Raw genomic sequence first — 19,037 nt, 5'->3', positions numbered from 1 at the left:
GGCTCGGGAGGGGCCTTCCGGCTGTCCGGGCTCAGTCGTCGATGGCCTGGTACGCCGTGGTCCAGAAGTCCTTGATCAGCCGGGGTGTGACCGGCGAGTCCTGCGCCACCTGGGTCAGCAGCACCCCGTTCAGCCCGGCCACCGGATCCGCCTGGGCCGAGGTGCCCAGCCCACCGTCCCAGCCGAACTGGCCGATGTTGGCCAAGCCCCGGCGCACCGTGCGCACACCCATGCCGAAGCCAAAACCGCCGTGGTCGCCGAAGAACTCGGTCTGCCGGTCCTTGTCCACCTTCTGCTCCGGCGTCAGCTGGTCAGAGGTCATCAGCGCCACCGAGGCCGTGGACAGCACCCGCTCACCCCGGAACTTCCCGCCCTGCAACAACATCCGCTGGAACGCGTGGTAGTCCGCGGCCGTCGACACCAGCCCGTCCCCGCCGCACTGGAACGCAGGCGCCTTGCTGTACTTGCCGCCCTCGGCCGGATCCCACACCACCAGGTCCCCGGTCCGCTGGTCGTGCGCGTAGCTGGTCGGCAGCCGGTGCAGCTGCTCGGCAGGCACGTGGAACCCGGTGTCCACCATGCCCAGCGGCGCGAACAGCCGCTCCCGCAGGAACGCCTCGAAGGACTGCCCGCTCACCCGGGAAACCAGCAGCCCCAGCACATCCGAGCCGGTGTGGTAGAGCCACCGCTCCCCCGGCTGGCGCAGCAGCGGCAGCGAGCCCAGCCGCCGCACCCACTCCTCCGGGTCGAGCTCCGACGGCGGCACGTGCAGCCCCAGCCGGACGATCTCCTGCTGCACCGGGGTTTCCGCCCCGGTCAGGTCGACCCCGTAGCCCCAGGTGAAGGTCAGCAGGTCCCGCACGGTGACCGCCCGGCGCGCGGGCACGGTGTCCTCCAGCTCGGCGTCCGGGCGGGCCAGCACCCGGCGGCCGGCCAGTTCCGGCAGCCACTCGTCGACCGGGTCGTCCAGGCGCAGCCGGCAGTCCTCCACCAGGGCCATCACCCCGGCCGCGGTGATCGGCTTGGTGGCCGAGGCCAGCCGGAAGATCGCGTCCTCCCGCATCGCCGCGCCGCCCCCGTCGTGCAAGCTGCCCAGCACCTCCACGTGGACCGCCTCGCCGTGCCCGAGCAGCGCGACCAGCCCCGGCACCTCCCCGGACTCCACCCGCGCCGCCAGCACCGCTCGCATCCGCCGCAGCCCCGCCTCGTTCATGCCATCTCCCCAGTTCGCGTACAACGTTCTCGTCTTGCGCACACTGTACGCACGCGCCGGACCGGGCACAACCCCACTTCTTCTCCGGCAACCGTTGACGCAGTGGTCTAAACCACCTAGCGTGTGACGCACGCCGCCAGCGTGCCCCCTGTACCTCGTCCCCTGCGGAGATACAGATGAGAAGAACACGTCGGCGCACCATGGCCGGAACCGTCGCGGCCGTCATCGCGACCGCGGCCGCCCTGCTCGCTTCCCTGGCGCCAGCCTCCATCGCGGCTCCCGCGGCCTCACCAGCCGCCGAACCGATGGCCGCCGCCCCGAACAAGGTGATCGGCTACTTCGCCCAGTGGGGCACCTACGGCCGCAACTACCACGTGAAGAACATCGTCACGAGTGGTTCCGCGGCCAAGCTGACCCACATCAACTACGCCTTCGGCAACGTCACCAACGGCCAGTGCGCCATCGGTGACGCCTACGCCGACTACGACCGGGCCTACACCGCCGACCTCAGCGTGGACGGCAAGGCCGACACCTGGGACCCGGGTGTGCTGCGCGGCAGCTTCGGCCAGCTGCGCAAGCTGAAGAAGCAGTTCCCGCACATCAAGGTGCTGTGGTCCTTCGGCGGCTGGACCTGGTCCGGCGGTTTCGGCCAGGCCTCGAAGAACGCCGCGGCCTTCGCCGAGTCCTGCTACAAGCTGGTGGAGGACCCGCGCTGGGCGGATGTCTTCGACGGGATCGACATCGACTGGGAATACCCGAACGCCTGCGGGCTTTCCTGTGACACCAGTGGTTTCGGCTCGTTCAAGACGCTGATGGGCGCGTTGCGGGCCCGCTTCGGCAGCGGCAACCTGGTCACCGCCGCGATCACCGCGGACGGCTCCAACGGCGGCAAGATCGACGCCGCGGACTACGCGGGCGCGGCCCAGTACGTGGACTGGTACCTGCCGATGACCTACGACTTCTTCGGCGCCTGGGCGGCCCAGGGCCCGACCGCCCCGCACTCGCCGCTGACCTCCTACCCCGGTATCCCGCAGCAGGGCTTCAACTCCGACGCGGCGATCCAGAAGCTCAAGGGCAAGGGCATCCCGAGCAACAAACTGTTGCTGGGCATCGGTTTCTACGGTCGCGGCTGGACCGGCGTGACCAAGAAGGAGCCGGGCGGCACCGCCACCGGCGCCGCGCCCGGCACCTATGAGGCCGGTATCGAGGACTACAAGGTGCTCAAGACCAAGTGCCCCAGCAACGGCACGGTGGCGGGCACCGCGTACGCGCACTGCGGCAACCAGTGGTGGAGCTACGACACCCCGGCCACCATCCGCGGCAAGGGTTCCTACGCCAAGACCCAGAACCTGGGCGGCGCGTTCTTCTGGGAGCTCTCCGGTGACACCACCAACGGCGAGCTGATCACCGCGGTCAAGGGCGGCATCGGCTAGTCAGCACCGGCGATCCGGGGTGGCTCCACGCGGAGCCACCCCGGTTCCCATATCAGTCCTCAATGGACAGTTTCTCGAAGTACTCCTTCTGCGCCGGGTAGTAGTCGTCGAAGCTCGGCAGCGGCTTGTCCTCCCGCGCCGCGACCAGCATGTCCAGGTAGTACTCCCAGCCCGGCCCGATCTCCCCCGCGCCTTCCAGGGTGTCCCGGTGGTGCACCAGCTTCAGCTCACTGACACCGTCCACTTCGGACACCTCGACGGTCAGCCGCCAGACCCCGGCCTCGTCCACGGTGTTGACCTTCAGCAGCCGGGGCGGCACGCACTCCTCGATGCAGAGGTCCATCCACGCCTGGCCCTCTTCGAAGACCATCTGCACCTGCACGGTCTTGCCAGGGCCTGCTTCCCCCTTCCAGGGCCCGAACCAGCGCGCGGTGCGCTCGGACTCGGTCAGACTGGCCCAGACGTCCTCGGCCGGGGCCCGGAAGCTGCGCGTCAGCACCAGGTCAGCCCCGGTGTCGGTGCCGAACAACCGGCCGGTGGGCAACGGTGTCATGCCGTGTTCTCCTTGTCCTGCTCCGCCACGGGCGCCGCGCGGCGCTCCCGGCGGGTGCGGTAGACCTCGGTTTCCAGCGCGTCCAGGCGGTGTTCCCACCCGGCAGGCCGGTCGAACTGGGCCAGCCACTCGGCCAGCTCGCGGAATCGGTGCGGATCAAGCGCGTACAGCCGCTGCCTGCCCACGAGCTCGTCCCGGACCAGCCCGCTCTCCCGCAGCACCCGCAGGTGACGGCTCACCGCGGGCCTGCTGATCTCGAACCGCCCGGCGATCTCGCCGGCGGAGAGCCGCCCGTCCCGCAGCATCACCAGGATCTCCCGGCGCACCGGGTCGGCGATCGCCCCCGCTACCTCATCCACACCGGAAGCGTAACCCATCGGTTACGCGTTCGGCAATCAGAGCACCCGCAGCTCCACGATCCGCCAGGTCTCGCCGCCCCGCCGCACGCCCACCTCCAGCTGTGCCGCCCCCGAGTTCTGCGCGTTGTCCCTGGTCCGCAGCATCTGCTGGTCGACGAAGACCAGCACGGTGGCCCGGTCCCCCCGGAGCTCGCGCACCCCGGCGGCCCGGATGGTGGTGGTCAGCACGAGCTTCTGGTCCGGGGCCACCTTGCGCACCTCGGCGAACAGCTCGCGGTACTGCTCGATCGCCCGGTCGGTCAGCACCCGGTTCGCGGCCTGTTCGGTGCGGCCGGTGTCGGCGTGGTCGTAGCTGAAGGTGTCCCGCACGGCGTCGGTGACCTGGCGGAGCACCAGGTCGGTGGTGGCGTTGTCGACCAGGGCGGAGTTGTCGCTGGGGCGCAGGGCCGAGGCGGCGATCCCAGCCCAGACGGCGAGGCCGGTGGCCAGCACGAGCACCACGCTGAGCACGATGACTCCGCCGCCGGCCCGGTTGGACGGCTGGTGGGCCTCCGCCGATGGCTCGGCGGAGGCGACTGGCGCGGCTTCGGAGTGAGCGGGCTCAAGGGCCGCGGCATCCGGCCCGGACTCGAGCGGCTCGGCACCCCGCGACGCGACGTCTGGCGACTCGGTGACCCGCGAGGCAACCTCGGGCCGCCCGGTGCCCCGCGCGGCAAGCTCCGGCCGCGCCGCACGCGGTGCCGCAAGCCCCGGCGGCTCCGCGCCCGGCGGCCCGGCCTCGGGCGGTGCCGGCTTCGCCTGCCCGGAATCCGGTCCGGCGAGTTCCGCGTCCGCCGCCCCACCTCGCGCGCTCGCCACGGGCTTCGGATGCCGCCCAGCCACCACTCTGGCCCGCCGCACCGCCTTCTTCCCCGCCCGCCCCCGCGTCACGGCCCGCCCACCCCCATCGTCTGCAACCGCCCCACCCGCCACCCCTCCGCCGTCCGCACCAGCTCCGCCGACAACCGGCTCCGCTGCGTGCTCGCCTGCGCCCCCTCGCGCGCCACCGTGACCTCCACCGCCGCGATCAGCGTCGCCGCCCCCGCCCGACCGTCCACAGTGGTCAGTGCGGCGGACAGCAGCTTCGCGGTGGTGGTCGTGCGGGCGGTCTTGATGTCCCTGGCGTGCTGTTCCTTGTGCTGGCTCAGTTCCTCCAGCAGCGTTCCGGTGGCCACCGCGCGCCACCGGGCCAGCCCGGCCTCCACATCCCGGTAGTCGAGGGTGTTCAGCTCCACCACCGCGGTCTGTCCTGCCGCCAGCGCCGCGTCCCGCTCGACCGCCTGCCGCAGACCGGGATCACCGCTGGCCGACCACCAGCCCCAGCCGAACCAGCCCGCGGCGGCCAACGCCAGCACCACCAGCACACCCAGCACGGCCTTCACCGGTTCTCCAGCCCGAGCAGTTGTCCCAGCGTCCGCGGACCGGGCTGCGGTCCGAGCAATCCCAGCGGTCCGGGCAGGTCCGGTGTCTGCTGGCGGGGTGCGGAGGGGGTCGCGGGGCGGCCGCCGTAGGGGGCGTTCTGGGAGCCGCGGACGCCGGTGGGGCTGTTCGGGGGTTCGGCGCAGTAGGCCTTGTTGTTCAGCGGGGCGTCGCTGGTTTCCTTGCCTGGCCGCTGTTTGGTGCCCTCGTAGCCCTTGGTGCAGCTGAACGGGTCGAAGAAGTTCAGCACCAGGCCGAGGTGGCCGGTGCCGTCGCCGGAGGCCGTGGGCGAGGTCGCGGTGATCACCGGGAAGGCGACCAGCAGCTGTTCCAGTCCCGCGGTGCGGGCGCTGGTGATCCGGCTGGTGGTCAACAGGTTCGCCAGCAGCACCGACAGTCCGGTGCCGGAACGGCGGAGCAGGTCGTCGGTGCGCGCGGCGACCTCGGGGACCTGTTCGACCAGGGTGCGCAGGTGCGGGTCGGAGCGGCGGAGCTGGTCGGCCAGCTCGCGCAGGCTGCGGCTGTAGTCGGTGATCTGGCGGCTCTGCTCCTGCTGGGTGCCGAGCACCGTCTTGGCGTTGGCCAGCAGCTCCTTGGTCTGCGGCAGGTGCTGGGCGGCGGTGCGGGTGAGGCTGTCCGCGCTCTCCAGCAGCCGGCGTAGCTCCGGCCCGGCGTCGGCGAAGGCGGTGTGCAGCTCGCCGACCACGGTGCGCAGCGAGTCCACCGGCACGCTCTTGACCAGCCGGTGCGCGTCGGCCAGCACCGAGGACACCTCGGCCGGGATGGCGGTGCGCTGCTGCTCGATCACCGATCCCTCGGCCAGGTAGGGACCGTTGGTGTGCTTGGGCCGCAGGTCCACGTACTGCTCGCCGACCGCGGACCGGGTGGCCACCACCGCCTCGGTGTCGGCCGGGATGGGCGACGCGGTGTGCTCGATGTCCAGGTCCACGTCGAGTCCGCGCTCGGTCAGGTGCAGCTGGCCGACCCGGCCGACCGCGACACCCCGGTAGGTGACCTCGGCGTTGGTGAAGATGCCGCCGGAGTCGGCCAGGCGCAACGTGACCAGGTAGCCGCGCGTGCCGAAGAGCCGGTCCAGTCCGGCGTAGCGCGCGCCGACGTAGCTGAGGCCGAGCGCGGCGATGGCCAGGAACACGCCGATCCGGATGATCACCGCGCGGTTCATCGGGGGCCGCCCAGGAGGCTGTTGAGCAGCCCGCCGAGCCCGCCCAGCAGACCGGGATCGCCCGAGCCACCAGGCATTCCGGGTGTACTGGGTGGCGCGGGCGCACCGGGCAGCAGCGGCGCGGCCGGTGGCTGCCCGGGGTTCTGCGGCGCGGCGCGGCCGCCTGGCGGCTGGATGATCGGCTGGTTGGAGCGGGTGAGGTTGTCCAGGATCGAGCTCAGGTCCAGGTCCAGCTTGACGTCGGCGTTGACGTAGTCGCCGCGCAGGGTTTGCAGGGTCTGGTCGGTGAACGGGAAGGTCACCAGGATCTCCAGCGACTTGGGCAGGTTCTCCCCCGCTTCGGCGATCTTGCGCAGCACCGGTTCCAGCAGCTTCAGGTCCGCGACCAGGTTGGCCGAGCTGCGGCGCACCGTGTCGGTGGCGGTCACCGCGAGCTTGTCCAGCGCCCGCAGCACCTCCACCAACTGGTCGCGCTGGGTGTTGAGCACCGCGAGCCCCGGCGCGAGGTGGTCCAGCGCGGTGGTCAGGTTGTGCCGCTGGGCGACCAGGGTCGCCGACAACCGGCTCAGCGAGTCGATCGCCCTGGTGATGTCCAGCCGCTGCCCGTCCAGGTCGGCCACCACTTTGTCCACTGTGGACAGAAGTCGGCGCAGCCTGGCCTCGTTCCCGGCCAGCGCGGCGTCCAGCTCGGTGGTGATGGTCCGCAGCTGTCCGATCCCGCCGCCGTTGAACAGCAGGGACAGCGCGCCGAGCACCTCCTCGATCTCGGTGCTGCGGTTGGTCCGCGCCACCGGGATCACCGCTCCCTCCGCGAGCTGACCTTCCGGCTCCTTGGGCGCGGCCAGCTCCACGAACTTCTCCCCCAGCAGGCTCGACTGCCGCAGCCGGGCGATCGCGTTGCCCGGCAACCGGACCGCCCCGTTCACCGCGACCCGCACCTCCGCGCTCGCGTAGTCCGCACCCAGGCGGATCTCCTCCACCCGCCCCACCGCGACGTCGTTCACCTTCACCCCGGCCTGCGGCACCAGGTCCAGCACGTCCGCGAAGTGCACGGTCACCCGGTACGGCGCGTCCCCGAGGTCCGCCCCGCCGGGCAGCGGCACCCCGTACAGCCCGGTGCACCCGGCGAGCAGCAGCACCGGCGCGAGCAGCAGCCTGCGCATCATCGGCCTCCCAGCAGGGGGAGCTTGGGCAGGCGGCCCTGTTGCAGACCGGCCAGGATCTCCGCCGGGCTGGGCAGTTTCAGCACCCCGTCGAGCAGGGGGGCGAGCTGGGCGCAGGCGTCGCCGAGCAGCTTGGGCAGCTGTTTCGGGGTGCCGGCCTGGATGACCCGGCACAGCAGCAGGACCGGCGGGTAGGTCAGCTCGTTGATCGCGCCGCGCACGGCGAAGGTGCCGGAGGCGGCGTCGTAGCTGTTGAGGTAGTTGGTGGCGGCCAGCGGGGCCACGTCGAGCACCTCAGCCAGGGCGGCGCGCTGGTCGACCAGCACCTTGGTCACACTGGCCAGTTTGTCCACTGTGGACTTGAGGCGGTCCTGGTTGGCGGTGATGAACTCCTTGACGTCCACCATCGCCCCGGCCAGCGCCTCCAGCGCGCCGCCGAGCTGTTCGCGTTCGGCGGCCAGGTGTCCGCTGACCGAGGCCAGCCGGTCGTTGAAGGCGCGCAGCCGGCCGTCGGAGGCGACCAGGGCGGCGGTGAACTTGCGCAGGCCGTCCACGGTGCCGAACAGGTCCTTGCGGGAGCGGTTCAGGGTTTCCGCGGCGGCGGCGAGGTCCTTGACGGTGGCGTTGACCTTGGCGCCGTTGCCCTTGAGGTTGGCCGCGGCGGTGTCCAGCAGGCCGGAGAGCGCGCCACCCCGGTTGGCGCCCTCGGGGCCGAGGGCCCGGCTCAGCTCGCCGACGTTGCCGAGCAGTTCGTCCAGCTCCACCGGGATCGCGGTGCGCGCCAACGGGATCTCCGCGCCAGTGGCCAGTTCCGGGCCCTGCTCGTAGGCGGGGGTGAGCTGGAGGTAGCGGTCGCTGACCAGGCTTGGCGCGATCACCACGGCCCTGGCCTCGGCCGGGACCCGGATGCCGCGGTCGAGCTCGAAGCGCACCCGCACCCGCTCGCCCTCCGGGGTCACCGCGCGCACCCGGCCCACCGGCACGCCGAGCACCCGCACCTCCGAACCCGGGTACAGCCCGACGGTGCGGGTGAAGAACGCGGTGGCCGTGGTGCCGCCGGAACCGCCCTGGAGCCAGACCAGGGAGGCGCTGAGCAGCAGCGCGATGACACAGGCGAGGACGAGGGCGCGGTGGATCATCGGCCGCCTCCGGTCAGCGGCGGGGTGCAGATGTTCTCGTTGATCTCGAACACGCCGATCTTGGCGTAGGGCGGGACCAGGCCGCAGAAGTAGCCGTCGAACCAGCGGCCGTTGCCGATGGTGTTGTTGAACAGCCGCACGTACGGGGCGAGGTCGCGCAGTCCGGCGCTGAGCTTGTCCTGGTTCTGCTGCAGGATCCCGGTGACCTTGTCCAGTTCGGCCAGCGCCGGGCCGAGCTGGGCCCGGTTGTCCGCGACCAGTCCCTTGAGCTGCTGGGCGAGCTCCTTGGTGCCGCGCAGCAGCGCGCTGATCGCGGCCTTGCGCCGGTCCAGCTCGCCGAGCAGCTGACCGGCGTCGGCGATCAGCCGCCGGATCTGCTCGTCCCGTCCGGCCAGGGTGCCGCTGAGCTGGGAGGTGTTGGCCAGCAGGGCGGCCAGCTGGTCGTCCCGGCCGGCGATGGTGCGGGAGAGCGCGGACAGGCCGTCCAGCGCGGACTTGGTCTTCTCCGGAGTGTTGCGGAAGGTGTCGGTGAGCACCCGGAAGCTGTCCGCCAGCTGGCGACTGTCTACTTTGGACACGGTGTCGCCGAGCTGGTTGACCGCGTCGGTGACGTCGAAGGGCGTGGTGGTGCGGGCCAGCGGGATCGGCCGGTCCGGCGGCTGCGGCCGCGCGCCGTCGGGGACCAGGGACAGGTACTTGTCGCCGAGCAGGGTCTTGATCTCCATGGCGGCGGTGGTGCGATCGCCCAGGCGGGCCTCGGTGAGCCGGAAGCCGACCAGGACCTTGTTGCCCGCCAGGCTGATCGTGGTCACCCGGCCCACCTTGACCCCGGCCACCCGGACCTCGTTGCCGGTGCGCAGCCCGCCCGCTTCGGCGAACTCGGCGGTGTAGGTGGTGCCGCCGCCGATGATCGGCAGGTCCTCGGCGTGGAAGGCGGCCACGGTGCCCAGCAGCAGGCCCACCACGGTGACCGCGCCGATCCTGGTCTGCGCGCTCGCGCTCACCCGCCTCACTGGCTGCACCGCGGCGGCATCGGGGTGCCGGCCAGTGGCAGCACCGGCAGGTCCACGGTCAGGCCGAGCGCGCCGACGCCGACCTTGCCGGAGATGCGGCAGGCGAAGAAGTTGAACCAGCCGCCGTAGCTGGCCACCCTGGCGATGGAGCGGACCTTGGTGGGGAAGCGGTCCAGGAAGTTCTCCAGCAGGTCGCTGCGGTTGCCGAGCTGTCCGGCGATCTGGCCGAGCGCGCCGATGTCGGCCTTGAGCGCGGGCCGGGCCTGGTCCAGCAGGTTCGCGGTGACCTCGGTGAGCTCGCCGAGCGCGGTGATGGCCGAGCCGATCGGCTGGCGTTGCGCGGCCAGGCCGCTGGCCAGTCGTTGCAGCTGGTCGAGCAGGCCGGTGAACTCGCCGGTGCGGTCGTTGACGGTGTCCAGCACCGTGTTCAGGTTGGCCACCACCTCGCCGATCACCTTGTCCTTGGCCGCGATCGCGGAGGTGAGCGAGGCGGTGTGGCCGAGGATGCTCTCGATGGTGCCGCCCTCGCCCTGGAACACCTGGATGATCTCCCCGGCCAGCTTGTTCACCTGCTCCGGGTTGAGCGCCTGGAACAGCGGGCGGAACCCGTTGAACAGCACGGTGAGGTTGAGCGCGGGCCGGGTGCGGGACAGCGGGATCTCCGCGCCCCAGGGCAGTTTCTCCCGCACGTCGCCGTCCAGGGCGAGGGCGAGGTAGCGCTGGCCGACCAGGTTGCGGTACTTGACGGTGAGCGTGACCGCGGCGGGCAGCGGCACCGCACTGTCCACTTCGAACTCGACCCGGGCCTGCTTCTGGTCCACCACCGCGATCTGGGTGACGCTGCCCAGGCGCACACCGGACATGCGGACCTCGTCGCCGACGTTGAGGCCGGTGACATCGGTGAACCTGGCCGAGTACGCCGACTTCGGGCCCGCGGTGGAGTTGGCGATGGTCAGCGCCAGCAACGCGGTCAGCGTCACGGTCACCGCGGTGAACACGGTGAGCTTGGCCAGTGGGGAGAACACGGTCATCGCAGGCTCACCTCCGCACCCCGGAACATCGGTCCGAGCATCAGTCCCACCCACTCGGGCACCTCGGCCACCGGCTTGCCTAGCAGTGGCGCGGCCAGCGCGCCGATCAGCTCGCGTTCCGGCCGGGAGCCGGCCAGCGCGGGCGCGGCGGCCGGGTGGGTGGAGCCGTCCTGCACCGGGCCGCCCGGCGGGTACTGCGGGAACCGGCCGGGCGGCACCGCGGGCGGATAGCAGCGGGGGCCGCGTTTGTCGAGGTACTTGGGCACGTCCACGCCGGGCTGGTACTTGCCGCGGCTGGCGGTGATCTCCAGGGTGAACTTGGCGATGTGCGGGTTCTTGCTGCCCTTGCCGAAGGCGCGGTCCGCGTTGGGGATCATCGCGACCAGCTGCTCCAGCAGGCAGGGGTACTCCGGCGCGTACTTCGCCAGCACCTCCAGGGTCGGTTTGCCCTCGGCGACCAGCGCGATCAGGTTGTCCCGGTTGACTTTGAGGAAGGCTTCCAGGTCCACCGCGGCCAGGGTGACGTTGCCGAACAGGGCGCGCAGGTTGTGCTGCTGGTCCAGCACGGTCCTGGTCGTGGTGGTGGCGTCGGCCAGCGCCTGCACGAGATCAGGTGCGGCGGCGGTGTAGGTGTCGGCGACCGCGGCCAGGGCCTTGAGGTCGGCGCGCAGGTCCGGCAGCGAGCCGGACAGGCCGTCCAGGTAGTCGCCGAGCCGGACCAGGGTGTCGCCGAGCTGTTTTCCCTTTCCCCGCAGGGCGTTGGCCATCGCGGTGAGGGTGGCAGAGAGCTGGTCGGGACGCACCGCGGTGAGCACCGGGAGCAGGTCGTTGAGCACGTTCTCGATCTCCACCGCGGCCTGGCTGCGGTCCAGGCCGATGGTCTGACCGTCCACAAGGGACTTACCGCTGCGCTGGGCCGGTGGTTGCAGGGCCACGTAGCGCTCACCGAAGAGGGTCTTGGGCAGCAGCCGGGCGGTGACCTCGGCCGGGATCAGCGAGATCCGCTCCGGTTGCAGGGCCAGGGCCAGCACCGCGCGGTCCGCGCCCGCCCTGATCTCCCGGACCTCGCCGACGATCAGCCCGCGCACCTTGACATCCGCGCCCACGCGCAGTTGCGTGCCGGCCCGGTCCACCTCCAGCAGCACGGTGGCCACCGGGGTGAACGCCTTGCGGTACACCGCGATCGAGCCCGCCACGAACAGCGCGACCACCAGCAGGAACACCAGCCCGAGGAGCTGGCAGCGCAGGGGTGAGAGGCGGTCGTTCATCCGGCGATCCGCACCGTGGTGGTGGAGCCCCAGATGGCCAGGCTGAGGAACAGGTCGAGGAACATCTGCGCCACGATCGCCGCGCGCACCGCCCGGCCCACCGCCACGCCGACCCCGGCCGGTCCGCCGCTGGCGGTGTAGCCGTAGTAGCAGTGCACCAGGATGATCACCACCGCGAACACGATCACCTTGAGGAAGGACCACAGCACGTCGGCCGGCGGCAGGAACAGGCCGAAGTAGTGGTCGTAGGTACCCGCGGACTGGCCGTAGAACAGCACGGTGACCACCCTGGAGGCCAGGTAGGAGCAGAGCAGGCCGACCACGTACAGCGGGACCACCGCGCCGAGCCCGGCCAGGATGCGGGTGGTGACCAGGTAGGGCAGGCTCGGCACGCCCATCACCTCCAGCGCGTCGATCTCCTCGGAGATGCGCATCGCGCCGAGCTGGGCGGTGAACCCGCAGCCGACCGTGGCCGAGAGCGCCAGCCCGGCGGAGAGCGGGGCCACCTCGCGGGTGTTGAAGTAGGCCGAGATGAACCCGGTGAGGGTGGAGGTGCCGAGCTGGTTGAGCGCGGAATAGCCTTGCAGGCCAACCACCGCGCCGGTGAACACGGTCATGCCGATCATCACGCCGAGGGTGCCGCCGATCAGCGCGAGCGCGCCGCTGCCGAAGCTGACCTCGGTGAGCAGCCGGAGGATCTCCTTGGTGTAGCGGCGGATCGCGACCGGGACCAGGCCGAGGGCGCGCAGGCAGAACCAGAGCTGGCGGCCCAGCGCCTCCAGCCCTGGCACCGGTAACCGGGATTTGCGCTCCAGCACGACCACCGGCTCACCCGCCCTTGGCCGGGACGAGTTGCAGGTACACGCCGGTGATCACCATGTTGATCAGGAACAGCAGCAGGAAGGTGATCACCACGGCCTGGTTCACCGCGTCCCCGACACCTTTCGGGCCCGCGGCGGGGTTGAGGCCGCGATAGGCGGCCACGATCCCGGCCACGAAGCCGTAGAGAAAGGCCTTGAACTCGCTGATCCACAGGTCGGAGAGCTGGGCCAGCGCGGAGAAGCTGGACAGGTAGGCCCCGGGCGTGCCGCCCTGCAGCACCACGTTGAAGAAGAACCCGCCGAGCACGCCGACCACGCTGACCACCCCGTTGAGCAGCACCGCGATCAGCATCGCGCCGAGCACGCGGGGCAGGATCAGCCGGTGCACCGGGGAGACGCCGAGCACCTCCATCGCGTCGATCTCCTCGCGGATGGTGCGCGCCCCGATGTCCGCGCACATCGCCGATCCGCCCGCGCCCGCGACCAGCAGCGCGGTGATCAGCGGGCTGGCCTGCTGGATGATGGCCAGCGCGCCTGCCGCGCCGGTGAAGGACTGCGCGCCGATCTGCTGGGTCAGCGAGCCGAGTTGCAGCGAGATGACCGCGCCGAAGGGGATCGCGACCAGTGCGGTGGGCAGGATGGTGACACTGGCGAAGAACCAGGCCTGCCGGATCGACTCGGCCAGCGGGAAGGGCCTGCGCGGCAGGCAGAGCAGCACCTCCCAGGAGAGCACGGCCATCCGCCCGACCTGGCGCAACGCCGCCAGGCCCGGAAAGCCCTGCCCCACCGGGGAAGCCGTCACCCGACCACCCCGAACGCATGGGTCGCGGTGGCCCCGCCGTCGGCGGCGAACTCCCCGCCGGTGCAGTAGGAGCTCTCGTCGCTGGCCAGGAACAGCACCACGTTGGCCACCTCCGCGGGCTGGCCGATCCGTTTCATCGGCACCAGCTTGCCCATCGCGCCCCGGTCCAGTTCGATGCCGCCCAGCGCCTCACCGGCCATGCTGGTGTCCATCGCGCCGGGGTGCACCGAGTTGACCCGGACCCCCTGCGCGGCCAGTTCCAGCGCGGCCACCTTGGTCATGCCGCGGATGGCGAACTTGGTGGCGGTGTAGGCGGACAGGGTGGGCATCCCGGCCAGACCCTCCACAGAGGACAAGTTCACGATCGAGCCGCGCCTGGCCCCGGTCATCACCGGGATGACCGAGCGCATGCCGAGGAAGCAGCCGACCTGGTTGACCCGCACCACCCGCTCGTAGTCGGCCAGCGTGGTCTGGGCCAGCGGCGCGAAGTGCAGCACGGCGGCGTTGTTGACCAGCACGTCGATCCGGCCGAAGTCGGCGACGGTCTCGGCCACCACCCCGGCCCAGTCGTCCTCGGACCCCACGTCCAGGTGCCGATACCTGGCCTGGGACCCGAGCTCGGCGGCCAGGACGGTGCCGGTGTCGTCGGCGATGTCGGCCAGCACCACCCGCGCGCCCTCGGCGACGAACCGGCGGGCGACCGCCTCGCCGAGGCCCCTGGCCGCGCCGGTGACCAGCGCGACCTTGCCGTCCAGCCTCACATCAGCTCCTCGGTCAGCGGTAGCAGCACGGTTTTCAGCTCGGTGTAGGCCTCGAAGGCGCTGCGCCCGCCCTCGCGGCCCAGCCCGGACTGCTTGAAGCCGCCGAAGGGCAGGTGCGGTTCGACGGTGAAGCCGTTGATGCCGATGGTGCCGGCGCGCAGCCTGCGGGCGAGACGGAAGGCGCGCTGGGCGTTGGCGGTGTAGATCCCGGCGCCCAGGCCGTACTCGGTGTCGTTGGCCAGCCGGATCGCCTCGTCCTCGTCGGTGAACGGGACCACCGCGAGCACCGGGCCGAAGATCTCCTCCCGCGCGATGGCCATCTCGTTGTGCACGTCGGCGAAGATGGTGGGCTGCACGAAGTTGCCGGTGCTCAGCTCACCGTCCACTCTGGACCCGCCGGTGACCAGTCGCGCGCCTTCTTCCTGGCCGCGGTCGATGTAGCCGAGCACCCGCGCCAGCTGGCGTTCGTTGATCAGCGGGCTGGCCAGGGTGGCCGCGTCGAACGGGTCGCCGTAGGTGATCGCGGCGGCCATCATCTGCGCGCCGGCCAGGAACTCCTCGTAGACGTCCCGGTGCACCAGGGCCCGGCTGTGCGCCACGCAGGCCTGGCCGGACAGGCCCATGGTGACCGTGCCCATGGAAGTCATCCCGGCCAGGCCGACGTTGGGCGCGTCCGGGAACACCAGGCTGGGGCTCTTCCCGCCCAGCTCAAGGGAAACCCGTTTGAGGGTGCCGGCGGAGGCTTCCACGATGCGTTTGCCGACCGGGCGGCTGCCGGTGAAACTGATCTTGTCCACCGCCGGGTGGGTGATCAGCGCCTCCCCGACCGACTCGCCGGGACCGGTGACCACCGAGACCACCCCGTCCGGCAGCCCGGCCTCGGCGAACAGTTCGACCATGCGCAGCACCGAGAAGGTCGCGTACTCCGAGGGTTTGAGCACCACCGTGCACCCGGCGGCCAGCGCGGGCGCGAGCTTCTGCGCGAACAGCAGGAACGGCGCGTTCCAGGGCAGGATCGCGGCCACCACGCCGATCGGCTCGCGGAAGGTCATCGCCAGGTGGTCGCCGCCCTGGTACGGCGGCAGGGTGTCGCCACCGAGCTTGTCGATCCAGCCCGCGTGGTGGTCGAAGACGTCGGCGGCCGCGCCGACCGAGGTGGTGTAGATCCCGCCGAAGGACAGCGGCACGCTGTTGTCCAGCGCCTGCAACCGTTGCAGCTCGTCGGTGTGCTCGCGCAGCAGGTTGGCGTAGCGGTGCAGGGTGCTGATCCGCACCCCGGCGCGGGCGTTGGGCCACGGCCCGTCGTCGAAGGCGCGGCGCGCGGTGCGCACGGCTTCGTCCACATCGGACTCGGCAGCCACCGCGAAGGTCCCGATCTCCTCGCCGGTGGCCGGGTGCCGGTGCCGCCACACCGCGCCGTCGGCCGCGGGCCGCCACTTGCCGTCGATCAGCAGGTGGCCCTCGGACAGGCCCGCGGTGTCCCGGTGCGGCAACACGGTGAGCGGCATGGCTACTCCTTTGTGGACGGTCAGGGGCGGGCCTGGAGCGCGTTCAGTTCGGTGCAGGCGAAGCCGCGGTCGGCCGCGCGGCCGGTGAAGTACTCGCCGACGGTGGCGGCCAGCTCGGCCAGGCTCCAGGTCTCGCCCGCGCTGACGAACCGCTGTTCCACGCTGGGCGGGGCGAGCAGCGCGACCATGCCGCCGTGCACCACGAACACCTGCCCGTTGATCGACTCGGCCGCGGGCGCGGCGAGGTAGGCCACGAACGGCGCGACGTGTTGCGGGTCAAGGGGATCCAGGCCTTCGGCGGGGGCCTCGCCGAAGACGTGCCGGGTCATGCCGGTGCGGGCGCGCGGGCAGATCGCGTTGGCGCGCACGCCGTAGTGCGCCAGCGCCCTGGCGGTGGAGATGGTCAGCGCGGCGATCCCCGCTTTCGCCGCGGCGTAGTTGGCCTGGCCGGGCGAGCCGAGCAGGAAGGACTCCGAGGCGGTGTTCACGATCCGGCCGTACACCGGCGCGCCGGTCTGCTTGGCCTGCTGCCGCCAGTAGGCGCTGGCGTTGCGGGAGACCAGGAAGTGCCCGCGCAGGTGCACCCGCACCACCAGGTCCCAGTCCTCGTCGGAGAGGTTGAACAGCATCCGGTCGCGCAGCACCCCGGCGTTGTTGACCACCACGTGCAGCCCGCCGTACTCGGCCAGCGCGGCGGCCAGCAGCGCGTCCGCGGTGGCCCGCTCGGCGATGTCCCCGGCGACCACGGTGGCCGCTCCCCCGGCCTCCCGGATCAGCGCCAGGGTCTCCTCGGCCGCGCCGGGCAGGTCGTTGAGCACCACACTCGCCCCGGCTTTCGCCAGGGCCAGCGCTTCGGCCTGCCCCAGCCCGGCGCCTGCGCCGGTCACCACGGCGACCTTGCCGGACAGGCTCACCCCGTTGTCCACAAGCGACACCCGCCTAGTCGAAGGTCACGATCTGCCGGATCACCGTGCCGCCGGGCAGGGTGGACAGGCCGTCGTTGATGTCATCCAGGGGCAGCCGGCGGCTGATCATGCCGTCCAGGTCGAGCAGCCCCGCCCGCCAGAAGTCGATCATCTTGGCCGAGTCGCGGCGGACGTCGGCCGATCCGTAGAAGGAGCCCAGCAACCGCTTCTCGTGCAGGAACAGCTCCTGGGCGGAGAAGCTGACCTGGGCGTCGGCCCGGCCCGCGCCGACCACGACCACGGTGCCGCCGCGGCGGGCGGAGTCCCAGGCGGAGCGGATGGTGGCGGGCAGGCCGACCACCTCGAAGGCGTAGTCCACGCCCTCCCCGCCGGTCAGCTCGCCGAGCAGGCCGGGCAGCTCCTCGGGGGTGCCGGTGTGCGTGGCGCCGAACTTGAGCGCGGCCTCGTGCTTGTCCCGCACCGGGTCCACCGCGATGATCGTGCTGGCCCCGGCGATCCGCGCGCCCTGCAAGGTGGACACGCCGACCCCGCCGCAGCCGATCACCGCCACGGTCGAACCGGGTTCCACCCTGGCGGTGTTGAGCGCCGCGCCCGCGCCGGTGAGCACGCCGCAGCCGATCAGCGCGGCGATCTCGAACGGCACGTCCTCGGGCACCTTGATCGCCGCGGGCGCGGGCACCACCAGCTCCTCGGCGAAGGTGCCGCAGCCGGCGAAGCCGAACAGCGGCTGGTCGCGGGAGGTGAAGCGGGGGTGGGTGAAGGACTCGATCGCGTACACCGCGCACAGGTGTGGCTGGCCGCGCAGGCAGTTCTTGCAGCGCAGGCAAGCGGGCACGAAGGTGATCAGCACGTGGTCGCCGACCGCGAGATCGGTCACCGCGGAGCCGATCTCCACCACCTCGCCCGCGCCCTCGTGGCCGAGCACGCCCGGTGCGAGCGCGGGCAGGGTGCCGTCCATGGCGTGCAGGTCGCTGTGGCAGATGCCGGAGGCGCGCACCGCGACCCGCACCTCCTGGGGGCCCGGCGGGACCGTGGCCACATCGGTGCGCAGCTCCAGCCGGTCGTCCCCCACCTGGTTCAGCACGGCAGCCTTCACCGGTCCACCCCTCGACGAGTAGTGCGGCCTCGGATGGGGACCGACAGTAGAATGTGTTCTCACTCCGAGCAAGGGCCAACTGAGTGGCACGGGTGTTTCTTCGAAAGAACGTGTTCTAGTATCGCGGTATGTGGATCGCGTACTCGCGGGAACAGCAGCAGCTGCGCGCGGAACTGCGGGCCTACTTCGCCGAGCTGATGACGCCGGAGCGCCGGGCGGCGCTGACCGCGGGCGGCGGGGACTACGGCGACCGCGCCACCTATCTGGAGGTGGTGCGGCAGATGGGCCGGGACGGCTGGCTCGCGCTGGGCTGGCCGCGCGAGTACGGCGGGCAGGCCAGGCCGCTGCTGGACCAGCTGATCTTCACCGACGAGGCGGCCACCGCGGGCGCGCCGGTGCCGTTCCTGACCCTCAACAGCGTGGCGCCGACCATCATGCGCTTCGGCACCGAGCAGCAGAGGTCCTTCTTCCTGCCCAGGATCGCCGCGGGCGAGCTGCACTTCGCCATCGGCTACTCCGAGCCGGAGGCGGGCACCGACCTGGCCTCCTTGCGCACCAGGGCGGTGCGGGACGGGGACGAGTGGGTCATCAACGGGCAGAAGATGTGGACCAGCCTGATCCAGTACGCCGACTACGTGTGGCTGGCCTGCCGCACCGATCCGGACGCGCCCAAGCACAAGGGGCTCAGCGTGCTGATCGTGCCGACGGACGCGCCGGGGTTCTCCTGGACGCCGGTACGCACCATGGCCGGTCCGGGCACCAGCGCCACCTACTACAGCGAGGTGCGGGTGCCGGCGGGCGCGCTGGTGGGCGAGCAGAACAAGGGCTGGCCGCTGATCACCAACCAGCTCAACCACGAACGCGTCGCGCTCACCTCGGCCGCACCGCTGCGCACCGCGTTGCAGGAGGTGCTGGACTGGGCGAAGGCGGCCAAGCTGCCCGACGGCGGGCTGGTGGCCGACCAGGAGTGGGTGCGGATCCACCTGGCCAGGGTGCACGCGAAAGTGGAGTACCTGAAGCTGTTGAACTGGCGGATCGCCTGGGGCGCGGCGCACACCCCGACCCCGGCGGACGCCTCGGCGACCAAGGTGTACGGCACCGAGCTGGCCACCGAGGCCTACCGGCTGCTGATGGAGGTGCTCGGCCCGGCCGCGACGCTGCGCGCGGGCGCGCCGGGGGCGGCGCTGCACGGCAAGATCGAGCGGCTGCACCGGTCCTGCCTGATCCTGACCTTCGGCGGCGGCACCAACGAGGTGCAGCGGGACATCGTGGCCGCCACCGCCCTCGGCCTGCCCATCCGCCGCTGACTC

The 19,037-nt window shown here is 71.6% G+C and carries 19 protein-coding genes; 2 read left to right on the top strand and 17 right to left on the bottom strand.

Annotation, left to right across the window (positions count from 1 at the left end; translation table 11 throughout):
* Positions 1 to 31 precede the first annotated feature (31 nt).
* Complete coding sequence (locus tag M8C13_RS26210; protein ID WP_252483356.1) at positions 32 to 1,213, bottom strand: serine hydrolase; 1,182 nt, start codon at positions 1,211 to 1,213, stop codon at positions 32 to 34.
* Between the two features lie 176 nt (positions 1,214 to 1,389).
* Between M8C13_RS26210 and M8C13_RS26205 the strand changes: the two genes are divergently transcribed.
* On the top strand, positions 1,390 to 2,646 hold the full coding sequence (locus tag M8C13_RS26205) for a glycoside hydrolase family 18 protein (RefSeq protein WP_252483355.1): 1,257 nt from the start codon (positions 1,390 to 1,392) through the stop codon (positions 2,644 to 2,646).
* A gap of 52 nt (positions 2,647 to 2,698) precedes the next feature.
* Here the strand turns inward: M8C13_RS26205 and M8C13_RS26200 are convergent, their stop codons facing one another.
* From M8C13_RS26200 to M8C13_RS26125, 16 genes are all read right to left on the bottom strand, one after another.
* On the bottom strand, positions 2,699 to 3,199 hold the full coding sequence (locus M8C13_RS26200; RefSeq protein WP_252483354.1) for an SRPBCC family protein: 501 nt from the start codon (positions 3,197 to 3,199) through the stop codon (positions 2,699 to 2,701).
* A complete protein-coding gene (locus tag M8C13_RS26195) occupies positions 3,196 to 3,558 on the bottom strand; it encodes a metalloregulator ArsR/SmtB family transcription factor (protein WP_308202865.1) in 363 nt (120 codons plus the stop codon). The genes M8C13_RS26200 and M8C13_RS26195 overlap by 4 nt, the downstream gene beginning before the upstream one ends.
* 36 nt (positions 3,559 to 3,594) lie before the next feature.
* On the bottom strand, positions 3,595 to 4,068 hold the full coding sequence (locus M8C13_RS26190; protein ID WP_252483352.1) for a hypothetical protein: 474 nt from the start codon (positions 4,066 to 4,068) through the stop codon (positions 3,595 to 3,597).
* Between the two features lie 416 nt (positions 4,069 to 4,484).
* Entirely contained in the window at positions 4,485 to 4,979 is a 495-nt protein-coding gene (locus M8C13_RS26185) for a nuclear transport factor 2 family protein (RefSeq protein ID WP_252483351.1), read from the bottom strand.
* Positions 4,976 to 6,199 (bottom strand): MCE family protein, encoded by a 1,224-nt coding sequence (locus M8C13_RS26180; RefSeq protein WP_252483350.1) that lies wholly within the window; start codon positions 6,197 to 6,199, stop codon positions 4,976 to 4,978. Before M8C13_RS26180 ends, M8C13_RS26185 begins: the two co-directional genes overlap by 4 nt.
* Positions 6,196 to 7,362 carry an MCE family protein gene (locus M8C13_RS26175; RefSeq protein WP_252483349.1) on the bottom strand — a complete coding sequence of 389 codons (1,167 nt, stop codon included), beginning with the start codon at positions 7,360 to 7,362 and terminating at the stop codon, positions 6,196 to 6,198. Before M8C13_RS26175 ends, M8C13_RS26180 begins: the two co-directional genes overlap by 4 nt.
* Positions 7,362 to 8,501, bottom strand: coding sequence for an MCE family protein (locus tag M8C13_RS26170; RefSeq protein WP_252483348.1), 1,140 nt, complete (start codon positions 8,499 to 8,501; stop codon positions 7,362 to 7,364). Before M8C13_RS26170 ends, M8C13_RS26175 begins: the two co-directional genes overlap by 1 nt.
* Positions 8,498 to 9,514 (bottom strand): MCE family protein, encoded by a 1,017-nt coding sequence (locus M8C13_RS26165; RefSeq protein ID WP_374213147.1) that lies wholly within the window; start codon positions 9,512 to 9,514, stop codon positions 8,498 to 8,500. Before M8C13_RS26165 ends, M8C13_RS26170 begins: the two co-directional genes overlap by 4 nt.
* On the bottom strand, positions 9,511 to 10,545 hold the full coding sequence (locus M8C13_RS26160; protein WP_252483346.1) for an MCE family protein: 1,035 nt from the start codon (positions 10,543 to 10,545) through the stop codon (positions 9,511 to 9,513). The genes M8C13_RS26165 and M8C13_RS26160 overlap by 4 nt, the downstream gene beginning before the upstream one ends.
* A complete protein-coding gene (locus M8C13_RS26155; RefSeq protein ID WP_252483345.1) occupies positions 10,542 to 11,813 on the bottom strand; it encodes an MCE family protein in 1,272 nt (423 codons plus the stop codon). The genes M8C13_RS26160 and M8C13_RS26155 overlap by 4 nt, the downstream gene beginning before the upstream one ends.
* Positions 11,810 to 12,628, bottom strand: a complete 819-nt coding sequence (locus M8C13_RS26150) for an ABC transporter permease (protein WP_256509716.1) — start codon at positions 12,626 to 12,628, stop codon at positions 11,810 to 11,812. The genes M8C13_RS26155 and M8C13_RS26150 overlap by 4 nt, the downstream gene beginning before the upstream one ends.
* 13 nt (positions 12,629 to 12,641) lie before the next feature.
* On the bottom strand, positions 12,642 to 13,373 hold the full coding sequence (locus M8C13_RS26145) for an ABC transporter permease (RefSeq protein WP_252483363.1): 732 nt from the start codon (positions 13,371 to 13,373) through the stop codon (positions 12,642 to 12,644).
* A gap of 59 nt (positions 13,374 to 13,432) precedes the next feature.
* Positions 13,433 to 14,197, bottom strand: coding sequence for a glucose 1-dehydrogenase (locus M8C13_RS26140; RefSeq protein WP_252483343.1), 765 nt, complete (start codon positions 14,195 to 14,197; stop codon positions 13,433 to 13,435).
* Positions 14,194 to 15,705, bottom strand: a complete 1,512-nt coding sequence (locus tag M8C13_RS26135; protein WP_252483342.1) for an aldehyde dehydrogenase — start codon at positions 15,703 to 15,705, stop codon at positions 14,194 to 14,196. Before M8C13_RS26135 ends, M8C13_RS26140 begins: the two co-directional genes overlap by 4 nt.
* Positions 15,706 to 15,725: 20 nt before the next feature.
* Positions 15,726 to 16,619, bottom strand: a complete 894-nt coding sequence (locus tag M8C13_RS26130) for a 3-oxoacyl-ACP reductase (protein ID WP_252483362.1) — start codon at positions 16,617 to 16,619, stop codon at positions 15,726 to 15,728.
* A gap of 25 nt (positions 16,620 to 16,644) precedes the next feature.
* The gene (locus tag M8C13_RS26125) at positions 16,645 to 17,727 is read right to left on the bottom strand and encodes a Zn-dependent alcohol dehydrogenase (protein WP_252483341.1); all 1,083 of its coding nucleotides are present in this window, start codon (positions 17,725 to 17,727) and stop codon (positions 16,645 to 16,647) included.
* Between the two features lie 128 nt (positions 17,728 to 17,855).
* On the opposite strand from M8C13_RS26125, the gene M8C13_RS26120 reads away from it, so the two are divergent.
* Positions 17,856 to 19,034, top strand: a complete 1,179-nt coding sequence (locus M8C13_RS26120) for an acyl-CoA dehydrogenase family protein (protein WP_252483340.1) — start codon at positions 17,856 to 17,858, stop codon at positions 19,032 to 19,034.
* Positions 19,035 to 19,037: the final 3 nt, after the last annotated feature.

The sequence above is a fragment of the Crossiella sp. SN42 genome, from assembly GCF_023897065.1.
Classification (GTDB): domain Bacteria; phylum Actinomycetota; class Actinomycetes; order Mycobacteriales; family Pseudonocardiaceae; genus Crossiella.
The sequence above is the reverse complement of the archived record's forward strand: the minus strand, read 5'-3'. Positions and strand labels throughout refer to the sequence as shown.

Bases quoted from the DNA above. Each gene is read 5' to 3' on its own strand.
- M8C13_RS26175 (WP_252483349.1), bottom strand. From the start codon at position 7,362: ATGCGCAGGCTGCTGCTCGCGCCGGTGCTGCTGCTCGCCGGGTGCACC.
- M8C13_RS26160 (WP_252483346.1), bottom strand. From the start codon at position 10,545: ATGACCGTGTTCTCCCCACTGGCCAAGCTCACCGTGTTCACCGCGGTG.
- M8C13_RS26205 (WP_252483355.1), top strand. From the start codon at position 1,390: ATGAGAAGAACACGTCGGCGCACCATGGCCGGAACCGTCGCGGCCGTC.
- M8C13_RS26145 (WP_252483363.1), bottom strand. From the start codon at position 13,373: ATGGCCGTGCTCTCCTGGGAGGTGCTGCTCTGCCTGCCGCGCAGGCCC.
- M8C13_RS26120 (WP_252483340.1), top strand. From the start codon at position 17,856: ATGTGGATCGCGTACTCGCGGGAACAGCAGCAGCTGCGCGCGGAACTG.
- M8C13_RS26210 (WP_252483356.1), bottom strand. From the start codon at position 1,213: ATGAACGAGGCGGGGCTGCGGCGGATGCGAGCGGTGCTGGCGGCGCGG.
- M8C13_RS26170 (WP_252483348.1), bottom strand. From the start codon at position 8,501: ATGATCCACCGCGCCCTCGTCCTCGCCTGTGTCATCGCGCTGCTGCTC.
- M8C13_RS26155 (WP_252483345.1), bottom strand. From the start codon at position 11,813: ATGAACGACCGCCTCTCACCCCTGCGCTGCCAGCTCCTCGGGCTGGTG.
- M8C13_RS26135 (WP_252483342.1), bottom strand. From the start codon at position 15,705: ATGCCGCTCACCGTGTTGCCGCACCGGGACACCGCGGGCCTGTCCGAG.
- M8C13_RS26180 (WP_252483350.1), bottom strand. From the start codon at position 6,199: ATGAACCGCGCGGTGATCATCCGGATCGGCGTGTTCCTGGCCATCGCC.
- M8C13_RS26200 (WP_252483354.1), bottom strand. From the start codon at position 3,199: ATGACACCGTTGCCCACCGGCCGGTTGTTCGGCACCGACACCGGGGCT.